The organism is Filimonas effusa, from assembly GCF_004118675.1.
GTDB lineage: Bacteria > Bacteroidota > Bacteroidia > Chitinophagales > Chitinophagaceae > Filimonas > Filimonas effusa.
In genome coordinates, this window is sequence record NZ_SDHZ01000001.1 from 1,115,563 (window position 1) to 1,132,096 (window position 16,534).

At 44.6% G+C, this 16,534-nt stretch carries 12 protein-coding genes and 1 tRNA gene; 4 read left to right on the forward strand and 9 right to left on the reverse strand.

The genetic code is table 11. The features are described from left to right. The first annotated feature begins 53 nt into the window (after positions 1 to 53). On the forward strand, positions 54 to 269 hold the full coding sequence (locus ESB13_RS04105) for a helix-turn-helix domain-containing protein (protein ID WP_129001753.1): 216 nt from the start codon (positions 54 to 56) through the stop codon (positions 267 to 269). 654 nt (positions 270 to 923) lie between these two features. Here the strand turns inward: ESB13_RS04105 and tnpC are convergent. The 3 genes from tnpC to tnpA are packed head-to-tail and all read right to left on the reverse strand — an operon-like array spanning position 924 to position 3,127. Next, a complete protein-coding gene (gene tnpC / locus ESB13_RS04110; protein ID WP_220399543.1) occupies positions 924 to 2,414 on the reverse strand; it encodes an IS66 family transposase in 1,491 nt (496 codons plus the stop codon). Positions 2,415 to 2,459: 45 nt separating this feature from the next. Beyond that, positions 2,460 to 2,831 (reverse strand): IS66 family insertion sequence element accessory protein TnpB, encoded by a 372-nt coding sequence (gene tnpB / locus ESB13_RS04115; RefSeq protein WP_129001754.1) that lies wholly within the window; start codon positions 2,829 to 2,831, stop codon positions 2,460 to 2,462. After that, positions 2,828 to 3,127 carry an IS66 family insertion sequence element accessory protein TnpA gene (gene tnpA, locus ESB13_RS04120; protein ID WP_129001755.1) on the reverse strand — a complete coding sequence of 100 codons (300 nt, stop codon included), beginning with the start codon at positions 3,125 to 3,127 and terminating at the stop codon, positions 2,828 to 2,830. The genes tnpB and tnpA overlap by 4 nt, the downstream gene beginning before the upstream one ends. A 152-nt stretch (positions 3,128 to 3,279) precedes the next feature. On the opposite strand from tnpA, the gene ESB13_RS04125 reads away from it, so the two are divergent. After that, on the forward strand, positions 3,280 to 3,684 hold the full coding sequence (locus ESB13_RS04125) for an AAA family ATPase (RefSeq protein WP_281275032.1): 405 nt from the start codon (positions 3,280 to 3,282) through the stop codon (positions 3,682 to 3,684). On the opposite strand, the gene ESB13_RS04130 is transcribed toward ESB13_RS04125, so the two are convergent. The 4 genes from ESB13_RS04130 to ESB13_RS04145 all read right to left on the reverse strand — a co-directional run bounded on the left by ESB13_RS04130 (position 3,668) and on the right by ESB13_RS04145 (position 10,183). Continuing rightward, positions 3,668 to 4,801, reverse strand: coding sequence for a DUF3883 domain-containing protein (locus ESB13_RS04130; RefSeq protein ID WP_129001757.1), 1,134 nt, complete (start codon positions 4,799 to 4,801; stop codon positions 3,668 to 3,670). The two genes, ESB13_RS04125 and ESB13_RS04130, sit on opposite strands and share 17 nt — an antisense overlap. A 339-nt stretch (positions 4,802 to 5,140) precedes the next feature. Continuing rightward, positions 5,141 to 5,224: transfer RNA gene (locus ESB13_RS04135), tRNA-Leu, on the reverse strand. Positions 5,225 to 5,342: 118 nt separating this feature from the next. Beyond that, positions 5,343 to 6,956 (reverse strand): carboxylesterase/lipase family protein, encoded by a 1,614-nt coding sequence (locus ESB13_RS04140; RefSeq protein ID WP_129001758.1) that lies wholly within the window; start codon positions 6,954 to 6,956, stop codon positions 5,343 to 5,345. A gap of 173 nt (positions 6,957 to 7,129) precedes the next feature. Continuing rightward, a complete protein-coding gene (locus ESB13_RS04145; RefSeq protein WP_129001759.1) occupies positions 7,130 to 10,183 on the reverse strand; it encodes a T9SS type B sorting domain-containing protein in 3,054 nt (1,017 codons plus the stop codon). Positions 10,184 to 10,422: 239 nt separating this feature from the next. On the opposite strand from ESB13_RS04145, the gene ESB13_RS04150 reads away from it, so the two are divergent. Continuing rightward, positions 10,423 to 12,822: a TonB-dependent receptor gene (locus ESB13_RS04150; RefSeq protein WP_129001760.1), complete on the forward strand. Its 2,400-nt coding sequence runs from the start codon at positions 10,423 to 10,425 to the stop codon at positions 12,820 to 12,822. A 372-nt stretch (positions 12,823 to 13,194) separates the two neighbouring features. Here the strand turns inward: ESB13_RS04150 and ESB13_RS04155 are convergent, their stop codons facing one another. Both ESB13_RS04155 and ESB13_RS04160 read right to left on the reverse strand, forming a co-directional pair. Further along, positions 13,195 to 14,436 carry a flavin monoamine oxidase family protein gene (locus tag ESB13_RS04155; RefSeq protein WP_129001761.1) on the reverse strand — a complete coding sequence of 414 codons (1,242 nt, stop codon included), beginning with the start codon at positions 14,434 to 14,436 and terminating at the stop codon, positions 13,195 to 13,197. Continuing rightward, positions 14,433 to 14,969 (reverse strand): GNAT family N-acetyltransferase, encoded by a 537-nt coding sequence (locus ESB13_RS04160; protein WP_164974088.1) that lies wholly within the window; start codon positions 14,967 to 14,969, stop codon positions 14,433 to 14,435. The genes ESB13_RS04155 and ESB13_RS04160 overlap by 4 nt, the downstream gene beginning before the upstream one ends. Positions 14,970 to 15,198: 229 nt before the next feature. Here ESB13_RS04160 and ESB13_RS04165 point away from each other — a divergent pair, with 229 nt between their 5' ends. Continuing rightward, entirely contained in the window at positions 15,199 to 16,428 is a 1,230-nt protein-coding gene (locus ESB13_RS04165; RefSeq protein WP_129001763.1) for a hypothetical protein, read from the forward strand. Positions 16,429 to 16,534: the final 106 nt, after the last annotated feature.

The window sequence follows — 16,534 nt, forward strand, 5'->3', positions numbered from 1 at the left end:
AGTTCTTTTTAGAAAAAGCACAATATGTATTGTGTCTTAAAACTTGATTCGTAATGACAAGTCTAGGATTGTATTTGGCAAGAAAGTCAGTTAGCAAATCTGAAGTGGCCCGTAAAACAGGTTTAAGTAAAGCCAGAATAAGTGAGTTAACCTTAAACCCTACTACTAAATTACAGGCGGAGGAATTATATAAGATAGCTTTAGCTATAGATGTTAATCCTTGTGAAATTTTAATGGAGCTGTTTAAAGATGTTAAGCTAATAGAATAAGAACGCCAATAAGCAACTGAATCGCACAATGTAATCACCAACTAATTAACAGTTAACTCTGCTTGATTTTTTAAATTGGCTAAGCATCAATAAATTCTCGATATATTGCTAGTCAAATAACCCAAAATAATTTTATGTCTGCAAGTGTCTGGATAAAATAAAATTCAAAAATGAACAAAACATCGTTTTAGACAAGAATTCGATTGTAGTATTTGTTGGACCAAATAATGGCGGAAAGAGTACTACGTTAAGAGAGTTAGCGTTGGGGCGAAACCTTCATCATCAAAGCAGATATGTGATTAACGACATTGAAGTTGGTATTACCGGTACTCACAACGAGGTCGTTGAAAAGATGCATAATAAACAAATTGGCAATACTTATTATATCATTAACAAAGATGACTACCAAAATCCAATTGGTTATGGGCAGAGCGATTTTCTTAAAAATTGAGAGCAGGCTTTGAAGGGCGATGACTACTCGTTCAGTAGTATATTTCGATTCTTTGTAAATGAGTTAAAAACAAAGGATCGGCTTAAATTAGTTGAGCCGGCAATCAATATTGACACTTTTGAACGGCCCTGCCATGATCCAATACATATTATTAAAGCAGATGGAAAGTAAGCCTCCGTCCAAGTACATCTTTTGGATCTGATTTATTTATGGTATCTGTGCGGTAATAGTTCGTGTACCCTGTTGACGGGGTGATCAGCTATTTTTTTAAGGACATCTCTTAACCATTCATATGGCTCAATGCCGTGCATTTTGCAGGTGCCCAACAGCGAGTATAGCATCGCGCTTCTTTTAGCGGCTTCGTGGCTGCCGGCGAACAAATAATTCTTTCTGCCCAGAGCAATGGGGCGGATACTGTTCTCAACAGGATTATTATCGATGTTTAGTTTGCCATCATTAACATAGGCAGACAGTCTTTCCCAGCGCTGCAGGCTGTAAGCTATGGCTTTACCGATAGCACTTTGCGGCAGAACTTGTATATATTGCTGTTGAAGCCATAATCCCATATTCTTCAGGATAGGAACAGCCTTAATCCTGCGCACTTCCTTTACTTCGGCAAAGTTCAGTTGCTGTTCTTTGCAGATACGCTCAATGATATACAATTTCTGGATCTCTTCCATAGCATGGGACGCACGGGCTTCATCATTATCTAATGCGTCATTGAACATGCGTCGGGCATGAGCCATGCAGTGGATCAGGGTAATATCCTGTCTCCTGGCAAAAATCTCATACCCAACATACCCATCGGTCTGAAGATATCCTTTAAAATCTTTCAGTATATCCACCGGACCTTCTCTTCCACGGCCTTCCTGGTAATCGAACAATACTGTTTTATCGATACTGTTCTGGTACACCCAGTAGTAGCCGCGGTGAGTTTCGCCCTTCTTATCCTTGTCCATTACTTTGATTGGCGTCTCGTCGGCATGCAGGTAGTTGCTTTGTAACACTTCCGTTTTTAATGCCTCAAATAATGGCGTTATAAGCTGGCTGGCGCCACTTACCCAGTCGGTTAACGTAGAATAAGCCAGCTTAACGCCAGTTCTTTCAAAACGCTGCATCTGCCTGTGCAGTGGCAAGTGATCTATATACTTGTCAATAATTATCTGTGCTAAGAGTCCTTCGCCGGCCATTGCCTTATCTAATGGTCGTGAAGGTAACTGACCTATCAGAACTCCGCTACTATCCGGTTTTGCATATTTGACCCTTCTGTATTGTTTCACGTATAACTCTCCTGGTTCATACTCCAGGACTTCTGTTATCTCTTCCCCCATCTTTTTACAACCACTTGTATCGCAGGCGGGCTCGATCAGGATTTCTTCCCGGCGAAGACTTTCCGGCAGTTTCATGCGGCCAGGATGCTGCAGAGGTTTGGTTTCAACATTCACCGTATGCCGGGTATAGCTTATTTGTTTAGTTGCAGTGACAGCGGCTGAAGCAATAGCTTCAGCAGAAAGGTCTAAAGAGAGCTGAGGATGCGTTGTGTCGTCTGCTACAAAACGTTCGTGTTTAGAACCAAAGATCATTTTTTGTAACTGGGCGAGTTGCTGAGACAGCTGAAGCACCTGCAATTGCAGGCTGGCATTGAGCGCCTGGCCTTGCTCGTAGAGTGCTTTATAATCTACTTCAGCTGTCATGGATACAAATATGTTACACTATCAGCTATGCCAATAATTTTATTTTCAACCGGCAGGAGCCCTTTGTTGATATCTTTTGCGGTAACGGATCGTTTGTAGAGAGATGCCTTGTAATATGAAGTGTAACTGGTCGACAGTCAGCACCATACTCTTTGCATCCAGGTCAAAGGCTGGCACCTCAAAAGCGCCTTGCTGTAATCGACGATAGAAGATCGTAAACCCGCCCTGTTCATAAACAAGTAATTTTAAATGGGTGCGCGGGCGGTTAATAAATATAAACGCATCGCCTTGTGTAACCTGCCTGCCCAGCTCATTGGTAATGATCCCGCACAATTGATTGAACCCTTTGCGCATATCGGTTTCTTTGCGGTACAGGTGATAAGACCGGTGGGTACCAAGTTGTAAAAGACTGCTCATGAGGCTAATTCTTTTAGGTAAGCCGGGCTAACAGGTTGATAAAGTTTTATGCCGTTTACCTCAGCAAATAAACCTGTCGCTGCAACGCTCAACTGGAGACGGGTAAATGAATCGCTGCCGGATTTACTCTCCTTTTCATAACGCTTCCGCCAGTTATGAAAACTTCCTTGAGGGATCGATCGTTCTGCGCAAAATGATTTTATGCTTAGGCCGCTCTGGTGATAAGCTTCTAATAAATTCAGGATGACAGACCTGCTCCTAAATTGCCGGCGGTTGGATGGTGATAATCCTTCCATGCTTTTGACAGCTAAGCTACACCGTCAAAATCTCCCGAAAAAGATGTACTTAGCCGGGGGCTTACGATGGAAAAAAGGAAGAATTATTTTCAGAGTATTTCCGAAATGCATTTGGCCAAGATGTTATCATAAATCATTCTGCAGGAGACAAAGTGCCTTTACATGTTGGCACCAGGCCTACGGTTACTGCTGAAAATGATAGAGTATCTTCTTTCTATCAACAAGAGCTTAGAAAACTTCCATATCTGCATGATCAAGGAGACGGAATGAAAACTTTTGCAGGTGTCTTTATGAGTTTATTCGCAGAAGAGTATAATATTAATATCATAGATGAGCCTGAGGCATTCCTCCATCCTCCCCAAGCTCTTTTATTGGGCCAAATGATGGGGCGAGAGCTTGATTCAGATAAACAGCTTTTTATTGCAACTGTAAGTCTGACTCATTACATGTTTTACTATCAAAGTAAAAAGGGTAGTGCAGAAGTAATAGGTAAGCTAGAGGTATTAACCAGGGGTTACCCGACATGTGGCTTTTTAATAATTATTTCCTTATGCTAACCTTATATCCATCGGTAATCAGATCTGCTTTTTGAAGGTCTACCATTTCCCAGGAGGGAGTGCCGAAAATATCCCATACTCTATACAATCTGTATTTGTTTTTGTTAGTTTCGTAGAACCTGTATTCTGATGATGATAGGAAAAATGTTTTCCCAAGTGGATGTTTCCTGTCCAAGGTAGTCGTTTTTACCTCAATGTAGATTTCCGTTCCATCTTGCTCGTAACTTAAAATATCGTATCCTTCATTGTCCGACTCAAGAGAAACATGACGAGGAGGTCGCTTTTCTGCATTTGACCACGCTGCTGTTTTGTTTCGCTCTATATCCATAATGTATTCTTCTCCTTTAAGGCCAATAAATGCCAGTCTTTCTGCTTTTTGGGCCCTTTGTTCTGGGGTGAGTGCATTCATTTTTCTTTTGGAGGGCATAAAATTGTTTACTTTTTCAGGTATAACCCCTAATAAAGGAATTACCAGGGCTACATAAAAGTCTATGCTTTCTAGATCGATATAGCCGAACGAATTGGGACATATTTTGATGGTCACAGAAGAATATGTTGGATCAATAGAAGCATTAGACAACCACTCTTCTGGGCTAACAACACTGTCTTTTATTTCAGCACGAAATCCTATTTCAAAGAGGTCATAATATCTTTTCCTTAATTTGTTGTCGTTATTTAGCGCCATAGATAAAAGGAAGCCAATTTTTTTCAATTCGGCTTCGTATTTAAGTCGCTTGTCTTTATCAAGACGAAAAGAAGAAGCTCTGCCAAAATAAAATCCCACATCCAAGCTGCCATTTAAACCGTCTATAACAAAGCTTATTTGTGCAGCATATTGCTTATTGTCAGAGCCTTTAAAGATTCCCGACCACACCCGCCTTAAGCCGCCACCACGCCCTACAGGATTTCCAGTCGAGTGTTCTGAGCGAAGTACACCAAAATCTTGTTCATACTTTTGCTTAAAAAAATCTGACATTACTTTTAGTCTTCGCCTCAATTCCAGTAGCTCATTAATTTCGTTTTTAGGAACTGAAGTATTTAAACCTTTGGTTGGATAATGCTCCTTAGATAATTTTTCGACAAGCGCAATATCCTTCTTTGTAATGTGGCTGATCATATATCAACTGGTCTGTTCACTGAAGATACGAAAACGAGCTTTATAAGCTTTCCAATACTATTATAGATTTCACATCATACTTATCTTAGATGCGAGAAATAGTTAACTCAAATTAAAGCATTGTGCCGAATCACAACGCTGCTTATTAAACGATAATAAAAAAAGAAAGGATTGATAAAACGAGATAAAGGAATTGTGTTGTGAGTTTGCACCGAATTGAATAAAAAAGCTGCCTGTCATTGGCGCGTTAAACAATAATTGGGAATAGGCTTAGGAATACGCAAAAAAAACTTCAAAAACAAAAAAGGTTGCAAACCTCTCGATTTACAACCTTTTAAGTGCCCAGAAAAGGATTCGAACCTTCACACCCTTGCGGGCGCTGCGACCTGAACACAGTGCGTCTACCAATTTCGCCATCTGGGCATCTCTGATTCTTTAAGAACTTCCCCATTTTCAAGCTGTTATGCTATCGTTTGGGGTTGCAAATATAGGATTATCTTTATTCCCGCCAAAAAAGATTCAACTTATTTTTCAAATTGACTTATTTTTTTTCTGATAGCCTTCTTAACAACTCATAACGATTCTCCTGCACCGCAGGTTTTAACCGGCTGTCTACATCAATATACATTACCATAGGTTTTTTAGATGTAGAAGGTAACCAGGTGGGTAATGTTGGCGCAGCAGGATTCCCGTTTTTTATGAATGCCTCAAAATAGGCCTGCATTGTCTTTGATACTTTATAGTCGTCTTCCGTCCATGCATACACTTTGTTGGTAGATAAGTTGCCCATGGCATATTCTATTTCCGCAGAATGTACTGCGCCTTTTGAAGCAGGTGCCGGCTTAGCCTTAGCTGTCTTCTGAATGCCGCCTGCAAGTCCTGGTGTAGCCCCGGCCATCTGCGGGGTCATCGCTGGCCTTGCTTTGGTATAGTAATAACGGAATACAGGATGTGCGCCGGTTTTCGAATGAACATCTATCCATTGCCAGGTGCTGAACGATATAAACCTGTCGCCCGCCAAATCGGTGGCAACCTGTTCTACTGCTTCATCAGTACCGGCTTTATAAACTTCCAGAATAGCAGCGGCATCGCTGCCATATAAACGCCGGACGGCTTTTTCGTAATTGGTTATAGTTGGTTTTTCATTACCCAGGATCATCCTGTAGTTCATCTCCTCATTATTCCAACCCGCTAATAACGGAATAGAGGCCTGATTACCTTTTGCATAGATATCTTTAGGACTCTCAGGAAAAAAATAACCATCTACCACAGATGAAAAGCGATATGCTCCGGAACGCGCAGCTGCCTGTAACAATGTATCTGCATTCATCTCGCGTAATGCCTGTAATGAACCGGCATGTACCAGTTGTGCAAATTGTTTTCCTGTTGTCTCTCCATTTTCAAGCGATACCGGTGGAAATGCACCCAATAGGGAGCCGCTTTCTCCTATAGCGCCAGCCAGCAGATCTTTGGAAAGGGGAGAGGCCATCTGGGCGCTTACAGAAATAGAGCCCGCCGATTCTCCTGCTATCGTAATTCGCTTTGGATCGCCGCCAAAAGACGCGATATTCTCATATACCCATTTGAGGGCGGCAGCCTGGTCGAGTAACCCATAATTGCCGGATGCATGGTAAGGGGCCTCCGCAGACAACTCAGGATGCGCCAGAAAGCCAAACACGCCCAGCCGGTAATTGACGGTAACCGTTACTATACCACGACGGGCCATACTTTCTCCATCGTAGCGCGGTTCCGATGCGTCACCCGCTATAAACCCGCCGCCATAAAAATAAACCAGCACCGGCAACGCCGCTTTAGACGGCGCTTGCGGCATCCAGATATTAAGATACAGGCAGTCTTCACTCATGCCGTTTGATCTTGAGTTCATATCTCCATAAACATTGGTCTGCATAGGCTTTGCTGCAAACTGGTAGGCCCTGCGAACACCCGCCCAGGAAGGTAATGGCTGTGGCGCCTTCCACCTGAGTGCGCCGATAGGTGGCGCTGCAAATGGAACGCCTTTGAAACTTGTGACGCCCTCGGCTTTAAGTCCTTCAAGCATGCCTTTAGCTGTCTTTACCTGTACCGGAATTCCCTGCGCAAAGCTGCTTATCATGAGGAGCAGGCAAACGAAAACGGCAAGCTGTTTCTGTATCATACAAAACGATTTAATGCGTATAGGTAAATTTACATATATAAAACTTACCTGCAACGCAACAAATCGAGCTGGTGCATTCAACCATTGGTAAATGCCGGATTTGTTTTGTTTGACTTTCCGCGACTGTAGCTACTGATAATAGGTGGATGGTATTCCGGTTTATCGGGAAGGGGTTAACGCATAAGCAAAACAGTACCCTTTTCCTCCTGCAGAGGCTGCCCTTCGAGTTGATAACGGCAAAGCCATACAAATGCACCTGGCGGCTGGATTTCGCCTTTAAATAGGCCATTCCAGCCTTTTCCGTCATATTCGCTGGTTTGATGTACTACCTGGCCCCACCGGTTATAGATCGTCAATGCATACTTTGCTATTCTTCCGAATACCAGGGGCTTAAAGTAATCGTTACGGCCATCCTGGTTGGGCGTAAATGCGGTTGGGGCATAAAATCCTTCTATACATTTCCGGAGACCTACCACCACCGTATCCTTCCCTACACACTCGTGTTCATCAGTAGCCTGAAGCCAGTATATGCCGGGTGTAGTAACTGTAAGACTGGCAGCAACAGACGCATCGCTCCAGGCATATTGCCGGAACCTGGTAACCGGACGAATAACAATGGTGCCATAGGAACACATGCTTGTATCCTTTGGGAGAAAACCGGAAGGCAACGGCAGCCACCTGTTGATGGAGCGTGTTTCGGTGGCTTCACAGCCGTGCTGATCTGTTACCTTCACCCAATAGTTACCCAGCGATGAAATAGTTGTCGCTGTGCCTGTGGAGCCATCGCTCCATAAGTAGCTGGTGTAGCCGTCCCTCGCTTTTAATACTTTCGAAGCTCCGGTACAGATGGTATTATCCGACCCTAAACCTGCCACGGGCTTTGCCAAAATGGCTTCGATGATCAGTGTATCACGGGATATACAGTCATTGGTATAAGTAGCCAGCACACTATAGCGGCCTGCGGCGTTCACTGTAATGGATGGCGTGGTTGCTCCTGTGCTCCAGAGATATCCCCGGAAGGAAGCGCCTGCATGAAGGGGCAAAGAGGTGCCCTCGCAAAGACTGGTATCATTGCCAAGCCTGATATCCGGTGAATACAATACTTTCACCTCTATTGTATCGTAGATAAAACAATCCGGGCGCTTTTGTGCAGTCAGCATATACTTTGTATCGATGACGGGATTTACCACTACATGCTGCATTGACTGTGAAAAGCTGTTACCGGCTGTACGCCAGTTGTAATTTATAAATCCATTGGGGGCATTGAGGTGAAGTGTGTCGTTGTTGCACTTCTGCCGGTCTGTGGCAGGTGTATAACCAAGGTTCGTTTCTGTTGTCACTATAATATCGTCGGTCGAAATATTGCCACAGCCATCTTTCACTGTAACACTGTATTTGCCGGGCGCTGTTACGGAGCGCAGAGAGTCCGTTGATCCGTTGTCCCATAGATAGGATGCATAGCCTTTTTTCGCGTTAAGCACGATTGTATTATTGGGGCAGAGCGCAACATCGGCGCCAAGGTTCACTTTTGCCGGTAGGTTTGTGGCTTCAATGACCAGTGAGTCTGTTAGTAAACCGCAGGTTGTATTCAGTGTCGCGTATATCGTTACTGTTGCAGCACTGTTACAGGTAATGGTAGCCTTGTCGTCCGAAGCCTGGGAAATGGTTACAAGCGGCGAGTTGCTGCTAAAAACAACGCGGTCTGTACAGCCGCCATCTTTTTTTATCTGATAGGTATTGGCTGTTCCGGTGCAAACGATAGACGGGCCGTTTATTCTGCCAAGCCGGCAGGTTCTGAGCTGTCCGCAAGTAATATCCCATGAAAAACCGCTGCCATCAAAGACCGGGAAATCTGCATTCGGGGCGATGTCATATTTAAATGTGCCGCCATTCAGCGATACCGGCTCTATGGGCACAGCCAGATCGGTAACGACCGTATTGTTTGCTACTGCATTGCAGGTGCCTATTGTTCCACCCGGAGAGGTTTGCATTAACATCGCCTGCTCTACTACATTACCGCCGCCCGGATAAGTGACATGTCTTCCTGCCATGACAAGCGCCCCGGCAGGTGTTACGGTGATGTCATCTACCGTTTCCTGACCAGCATTGGGATAGTGCCAGCTCCATTCGGGCTGTCCTGCGCTATTGAGCTTGTAGGCGTATAAATCGTTTTGAACATTGTTCATGAAGGTTTGCCCGGGGATAACGCCAATACGGGCGTAAGGATCAAAAAGTTTACTTCGGAACAACGATGCTAAAAAAGCCCCGCTTTGCGGATTGGTGATACGTTGCGCACTGATCAGCTGCCCTTCTTCATTAAGCCGGACAATAGCCTGTGCCGTTTGATTTGTTCCCCGGTAGTTTGTAGATGTGCTGCCACTCAACACCAGCTCTCCGTTTGCATATTCCATCCAGTCGAACGCAAATTCTGCCTGCCCCTGCGCGGAAGATGCTTTTAAAAATGACTTCGCCCACAATAAGGCGCCAGTTTGTTTGTCTAATTTCGCGAGGATATTTTCGGAGTAGCCAGTAGAAGACCAATTATTGTAACTGTAACCTGTTGTATAGAATCCGGACGGGGTTTCCACTACGCAACGTGCGTTAAGGTAGGAGTTCAATGTCATTCTCCGGCCCCATTGCTGTTCTCCTGTAGCATTCAGCTTCATGACAACGCCGGTACTTGAATGTACACTGGATAAAATGAAACCTCCATCACTGGTTTCCTGTATCTGTTCAATGATCGGCTGGTCTACATATACTACGTGTTCCCGCTGCCACACTTTATTGCCGTTACCATCGAAACAAAAGATATGTCGCATCGATGCCACAATAATAAGATTGCCCTTTGTAATAGTTGAAGCATTGAACCGGGTATCACTTTCGTAGGCGGCATCTTTCAGTCCTGCAAATTTTACCCACTTCATTTGCCCGGTGGCCGAAATGCGCATGACCATCCCATATACTTTATAATAACTATCACCAGCCAGGTTGGGCCTGATAGAGCCTACTGCAATATAATCCCCATCTACATACTGGTGAATTCTGCGAAAACCCGAAAAGGAATATTGACTGGTATTTTGGATGGAAGCTGTAAATGAATTATTCACGCAGCTATCTGACCACTCGCTGGCACCCGGACCCGGAGTTTGTGCCATACAACGATGTCCATAAATATATCCTGCACCTGTTATAAGAAGGGTCAGCAGCGCTTTTTGTAGAAAATTCATATTTACCGGACGGCTAACTTGAATGGGTTGACTAATGGTTGTCCAAATGTAGATAAAATTGGATCATCTCCCATAACCCCGTAAAACCATGTTTGGCATTACCCGGGAAGATTGATAAAGGCATAAATATTTCTTTTCTCGTAAACCCATTTTCCCGATAGGGTAATAGTCCGGCGCCTGAAAATTGCAAGTTTTGCGCGGCTTAAAAATGCCAGATGTCTATGATTCTAAAAACTAACATGAGATGGCTGACTGCTTGCGCATTCTTCCTGCTCCTTTTGCAGTTAACAACTTTCTCCACCTTTGCCTATACAGGAGACGAAAACGGAGATAAGAACGGCCAGATCAAAGGAAAAATAAAAACAACAGACGAAAACCCCGCATCAGCAGTATCTGTCCTCATTAAAGGAACAAGAAAATATGCAATATCTGCTGCCGACGGCAGCTTCAGCTTCGATAACGTAAAACCCGGTAACTACCAGCTGGAAGTGAGCCTGGTGGGATACGACAATACGGTAGTGCCCGTTACTGTAACAGCAGAAGCCACCGCCACTGTAGATATTACGCTTACCGTATCCGATTTACAGCTCCAGGAAATTATTGTGAAATCGGGAAAAAGCGCCTACAACACAAAACAGTTGTCTTCAACCTTACGATTGAATGAACCGCTGCTGGAGACGCCTCAGAATATCCAGATCATCAGCAATAAAGTCATGGCCGATCAGCAGATCATCTCTATGAGTGACGGCCTGGTTCGCAATGTGAGCGGTCTTATGCGCCTCGAACACTGGGGTGATATGTATACCAACATCACTGCACGTGGCAGCAGGTTATCTGCGTTCCGTAACGGCATGAATGCTATTACCTCGTACTGGTCTCCACTTACAGAAGATATGAGCTTTGTTGATCATGTTGAATTTGTAAAAGGCCCCGCCGGCTTCATGATGTCTGTTGGCGATCCCGCCGGTATCTACAACGTAGTAACTAAAAAGCCTACCGGGGTAACCAAAGGAGAAGCCAGTATTTCGATGGGTAGTTACGATTTCTATCGCGCTGCACTGGACTTCGATGGCAAACTCGACAAACAGGGTAAACTCATGTACCGCCTGAACCTGATGGGGCAGGAGAAGAAGTCGTTCCGTGCGTACGAGTATAATAACCGTTACAGTATTGCCCCGGTTATTAGCTATAAACTTGATGAGAATACCACGCTTACCGCAGAATACATTCACCAGCACGTTAAAACTTCGAACGTAGGCAGCTATTATGTATTTTCTACGAAAGGTTATGCCGTAATGCCCCGCGAATTCACCACATTGGATCCGGGAATAGAACCTACCTATATCAATGAAAAAATTGGTACGGTAAGTTTATCGCATAAGTTCAACGACAACTGGAAATTATTTGCACAGGCTTCGTATTACGATTACTCCGGTACCGGCTCTTCCATGTGGCCTGCAGCTGTAGGCGCCGATAGTATGATCCGCAGCGTTAGCATCTGGGATGCTAAAAGTACTGCGAAATACGGGCAGATGTACTTGAATGGCGATGTACAAACCGGCCTCGTACATCACCGTATACTCGCTGGCATCGACGCTAACGACAAAGGTTACATGGCCGACTGGAACCAGGCGCATAACCTGGACAGGCCCGATGCGAAGTTTAGTTTCGACAATCCTTCTTATGGCGCTCCGTCTAACGGTTATCCTGTTTGGGATAGAACTACGCCGCTGGTACAGCGCGCTGGTAAATATGGAACCGTAGATCAAAGTCTCGTAGGTTTATATGTTCAGGATGAACTGGGATTCCTGAATAACCAGCTTCGTTTAACACTCGCAGCACGTTATACGCATGTAACCCAAACGGAATACGGCGCTACTGCAAAAAAGAATAAGTTTACTCCCCGTATCGGATTAAGCTATTCTGTTACCCCCGGCACATCGGTTTACGCTTTATATGATCAGGCTTTTGTGCCGCAGTCAGGTGTTCGTAAAGATGGAAAGGATGTACAGCCTTTAACAGGCAACAATATGGAAGTAGGCATTAAACGTGATTGGGCCGAAGGTAAATGGAGCACCAACCTCTCTGTTTACCGCATCCTGCGCAATAACAATAATACTACCGACCCCAGCGATATCACCGGCGTTTACATTGTTCAGCTGGGACAAACAAGAGCACAGGGACTGGAACTGGATATCCGCGGCGAAATTGCATCGGGACTAACCCTTACTGCCAACTATGCTTTCACCGATAACCAGATCACAAAAACCGACACCAGCGCAGCCAGCAAAGCAACCATTGGCAATAAAGTGCCTGGTTTCGCAAAACATACCGCTAACGCATGGCTGAACTATAAACTACAGGAGGGCGCGTTAAAAGGACTGGGCTTTTCTGCCGGCTTTACTTTCATGGCCGATCGCAGTACATGGGTGTGGAGCAGCAACAGGAACGACGCCCTGCCCGATTATACTAAATTCGATGGCGGCATTTTCTGGGAACACGACAAATTTCGAGTTAACCTGAATGTATTCAACCTGGCCGATAAATACCTCTATACCGGCTCTTCTTACGGAAGCTACGTGTACTGGCAGGCAGAAGCCGGACGTAACTGGCGTATGAGCATCAACTACCGTTTCTAAACAGAAATTGTAATAACGAAGATCGGGAGGCCGTATCATAAGTGCGATACGGCCTCGTTTTATTCGGGTACCTGATGGAGCCGGGTTCGCGTTTAAGCAATTCTCAGCGGCTATTTTTATTTATGACCCACCCTCTTTTTTTAAAAAATGAAACGCCGCTTTTTTTAGCAATTCCATTCGTTTACCCGCAATGCTAAGATATTTAGACAAAGCATCCTTAAAGCTTCTTTAAAGCTTCCTAAGAGCTTCCTTAAAACCACCTGGAGAAGCCGCTGAATAGGGCCGTTTGCTAAAAAAAAGTACCCGGCGCAATCACGCGGGAACCGGAGAATATCATCTGTGCTTTTTGAAAGCAACCGCTTTAAACAATTGCTAAACCGAACCGCCAATGCGTGCGGCAACATTTTTACCCGTGGTCAGCGCCGCCTCCACAGTCCCCGGACTATTACCATCGTACAACGCTTCCCCGGCAAAATAAAGCGTATCTGCAACAGGTTTATTCAGTAACTGCCGCGCAGCAGCAGAACCCGGAAGATCATAACTATAGGCTCCTTTAGTAAAAACATCGTTCTGCCAGTTGAAGATGGCGCCATTGTCCAGGTGCTCCTCTAAGTCGGAGATCTCCAGGTCAAATATTCTTGCCAGGCACGCTAACGCCGTTTGTAACAGCATTTCGTCCGTGTAGCCCGCATACTCCTTCGCCGACGGCCCACCCAGCCAGCCGCTTAATACCGGTTGCTCATCGGGCGCCTGTGTCCACCAGGTGGGAATAACTTCATCACTGAATATAAATCCAATATCCTCCTGCTGTTTTTGCCAGAAGGCTGTCTTGAATGTTAGTATCACTTTTATAACCGTACCCCATCCAATCTGTTGCGCAGCAGCTTCATATTGCGGTAACCTTGGCGAAAAATGAATAGCGCCTTTCTGCAATAACCACAAAGGAATGGTAACTATCAACTTCGTTGCCTCATAAATGCTGCCATCTGTTGTAACTACCTTCACCTCACCTGGCCCCCACACAACTTCATACACTGTTTTTCCTGTAACTATCTCACAATCAGCATCATAACAGCATCTTGCTAAATAATCGATCAAAGCATTATAGCCGCCCGCTATCCTGAAATTCACCTCATCTTCATGCGACCATTCCCGGTAAAGCGCCTGTACGCTTACGGTATTGGGGTCTGCGAGGTCGTAACCCGCTACAAACGACTTTACCTCGTCCCGGAAACCGGCATAACCCGCTCCCGGATAGTGTATGTCGAGAAAAGAAGTCATGGTCGTATCTGTCTTAAGAGAGGCCATTTGTGCCAATAATCCATCCCATCCTTCAATCATATCTGCATCGGGTTGCCATTTCCCATCGCTTACATGAAAAAAGCGGCCCGCAACTGCCGTATAAGATATTCCTGCAACCTTCAGCAAGTCGAGGGTTAGGGGAAGCCGGCCATGTACAAATTCTGCTCCGCCGGCAAGCATCCGGCCGCCTATGGCAGGCCTTGCTTCAAGCACGGTAACGGCATGATCATTACACAACTCTTTCGCCGCCAGCAAACCTGCTGCTCCGCCGCCAACAATAATGAGTTTATCCCGGTTTGTCTTTTCCTTCATAACGGTTCCCTGATTGAATAAACGGTTTGCTTCAACTCTTTAATAAATTGTGCCAGCTTCTCCGGCAATAAGCTGGAATTCGATAATAACAACATGGGTACGGGCTGCCCACCCTCATGATAGGCAGGTTGGAAATAAACCTCCTCGTTGAAATGAAAACCTAGCCGCTGATAAAACCGGATCCTTTTTTCGCTGTCTGTGTCATGCGCATGCTCCACTTCCAGTAAACAACAGCCATTGGCCCCCTCAAGTAATTGCTGTATGATCTTTTTGCCAAATCCAAGGCTGCGGAAAGCGGCATCGATGGCTAGATGTTCTATAAAGACAAAATCATCGAATTGCCAGTAGATCACAAACCCTACGGGCGCCCGCGCCTCATTTGTTACTAATACAAGACGCATCTGGCTATTGAGCAGGAGTTCTTTTACAGCTGTAAATAGCCGCCTTTCCTCTATAGGAAAGCTGGCCTCATACAATTGCTGTATGAAGTCCATAACGCTGTCATCGGCCGCTGTTATCCGTTGCAATTGCATACGCACTAAAATACAACAATTATGAAAGAAGCATGAAGTGTAAAAGCTCCCCTTTGTTTTAACCGCCCCCTGGCACATACCTGCTCACCAATACCCGGCGGTTGCCAACATAAACAAGGAAAATTATAATACTATTTGTTACCTTGGTGAGGTGCTTTCAATACTTCGGTTGCTGAAACACTGATTGCTATAACATTCCCCGGCTCCAATCAACCTTTAAACCCCGGTTATGAAACAAAGTCTGTCTCTTGTTCTGTTCTTTATGGTACTTGATTATTGTTGTTATGCGCAGGATGTAAAGCCTGAAATAAAACAGTATGTAACCTTTGTAGCGCAACAGAACACTTCCGCTAAAGATTATATCCTCAATTTGTTCAAAAAATATGATATCGTAATATTATGCGAGCGGCAACACACAGAAACAACCCAGTATAACCTGATCTATGATGTAATAAACACTGAATATTTTCAAAAGAATGTCGGCGCCATCTTTACTGAGGTGGGTTCTTATAGCAACAGGCAAAATACATTCAATTTTACCAAGACCAGGTTTGCCAACGACAGTATAAAGCAACTGGAACAGGCAGTAATTTACAGAAATGGATTTTTCCCGCCCTTATGGAACAATACCAACTTTTACGATTTTACAGGACGAATAAATACCCTGAACGCCTCCCTGAAAGAAAACAGGCAGATCAACCTGCTTACTTGCGGAACTAAAAACCCCTCGGCAGAAGAGCAGGCAACGCCGGAAGCAATGAAAAAATACGTAAAAGACAACTTTAAAGCAAGGGATAGCCTGATGGCCAGCTACATTATCCATGATTTTGACAGCATGCAGCTGGTTTCAAAAAGAAAAAAGGCATTGGTGATTATGAACTACAGGCATGCGTTTTCTAAAAACCTGTTTGCCGGCGATGCCAATGTAGGCACATTCATTTTCGGGAAATATCCGGGGAAAGTAGCGAATGTCTTTATCAATCACCTGGCGCTGACCAATGAAGTGGATCAGCGGGATAAGGATAAACCAAAGATGTTTCAGGGAATGCAGATGACCCCGGTTCAGGATGGTAAATGGGATGCTGCTTTTAAAGCTGCCAATAAAGAAAACCTGGGATTCGATTTTAAAAACTCCCCCTTCGGTAATGACAATTTTGATCTTTGGCCCGCAGAAACAGAATATACTTACCAGGATATTTTTACAGGATTCATTTACTACCTCCCGCTGGAAAAACAGGAAAATGCCGCCGGGGTTAAAAACTTCCTGAACGGAGCCAATTTCGAAGAAATTGTCAGGGGATGGAATCTGTTCAATAAAGCCGCGGGCAAAAACGAAGAGAGAAAATACACCCCTGAATTTGAAAAAGCGATGATCCAGGAAACCTCAACCTTTAGGGTATGGAAGTACCAGGATCTGAAGAAATATCGTCAAATCATAGATCAATGGTTGAACAAATAAAAATACCCATTGATTATTAACGCTTTCTGCTTTCGCTATCTATTTGTCCGCTTTATTCTTAAAAAATAATCCCCCTTTTTAGCAAATTGGCCCCCCCAGGTTTTGG